Raw genomic sequence first — 1,266 nt, 5'->3', positions numbered from 1 at the left:
GGTGCCTTCGTGATGACCCGTCGACCTCGCCCTCGGGCGGCACCGACCCGACCTGGGCGTGGATGTGTCCCGATAGGGGCCTCGCCGATGGGCACCGTCACAGTCCTGACCACCACGTCCGGTCGACGTCGATCCCTGTTCCCGAGCGGAAGGATCTGATGTTGCCCACCGACGTCCCGACCAACGTCGCCGCAGTGGATGAGGAGATCATCCTCGGGGTGGACACGCACAACGACGCGCACGTCGCCGCGGTGATCACCGTGCTGGGTGCGCTGGTGGACACCCAGGCGTTCCCGACCACCGTCGCCGGCTACACCGATCTGGTGGACTGGGCGCGCGGACACGGCCGGCTGCGGCGCGCGGGTGTGGAGGGAACCAGCTCCCACGGCACCGCCTTGACCCGGCACATGCACCGCGACGGGCTGCAGGTCATCGAGGTCAACCGGCCTGACCGTGCGGTGCGCCGACGCCGCGGCAAGACCGACGCGGTCGACGCGGAGAACGCCGCCCGCGCGGTGCTGTCCGGGCAGGCCACCGGCCTGGCCAAGAGCGGCGACGGTGCCGTGGAGATGATCCGCATGTTCAAGATCGCAAAGGATTCGGCGGTCAAGGCCCGCACCCAGGCCATCAACCAGCTCAAGGCCGTGCTGGTGCGCGCCGACCCGACACTGCGCGAATCGCTGAGCGGTCTCGGCCGCGTCGCGCTGATCCGCCGCTGCGCAGCCCTACCCCCCACCACCGACCACAGCACCCACGCGGCGACCACCACGGTCCTGCGCAGCCTGGCCCGCCGCGTCCTGGCCCTCACCGACGAAACCCGCGCCCTGCAACAACAGATGAGCAGCGCCATCGCCGCCTGCGCGCCGCAGCTGCTCGACCAGTACGGCGTCGGCCCCGACACCGCCGCGGCGCTACTCATCACCGCCGGCGACAACCCCGACCGGCTGACCAACCAGGCCGCGTTCGCCGCCCTCTGCGGCGTCAACCCCATCGAGGCATCCTCGGGCAAGACCACCCGCCGCCGGCTCAACCGCGGCGGCGACCGCCGCGCCAACAGCGCCCTCTACACCATCGTCCTGACCCGACTCGGCCGCGACCAACGCACCCGCGACTACGCCACCAAACGGGCACACGAGGGCAAATCAACAAAGGAGATCATCCGCTGCCTGAAGCGCTACGTCGCCCGACAGATCTTCCCCCTCATCACCGCAGCCCTGCCACCAGCGACAACGCCGACTCCCTCAACTTGACAAACATAGGGGCGTC

General features: G+C 70.1%; 1 protein-coding gene. It reads left to right on the top strand.

Translation table 11 applies throughout. From position 1 onward, the window contains the following. Positions 1-158: 158 nt before the first annotated feature. Positions 159-1,250 carry an IS110 family transposase gene (locus tag JNW87_RS38850; RefSeq protein WP_238455487.1) on the top strand — a complete coding sequence of 364 codons (1,092 nt, stop codon included), beginning with the start codon at positions 159-161 and terminating at the stop codon, positions 1,248-1,250. The last annotated feature ends 16 nt before the right edge of the window (positions 1,251-1,266 follow it).

This window comes from Micromonospora sp. ATA51 (genome assembly GCF_016802855.1).
In the GTDB taxonomy this organism is placed as follows: Bacteria; Actinomycetota; Actinomycetes; order Mycobacteriales; family Micromonosporaceae; genus Micromonospora; species Micromonospora sicca.
This window is presented reverse-complemented; position numbering and strand designations above follow the sequence as displayed.

What these genes read in the sequence shown, in the direction of transcription:
- JNW87_RS38850 (WP_238455487.1), top strand. Translation starts at nt 159, where the DNA reads ATGTTGCCCACCGACGTCCCGACCAACGTCGCCGCAGTGGATGAGGAG.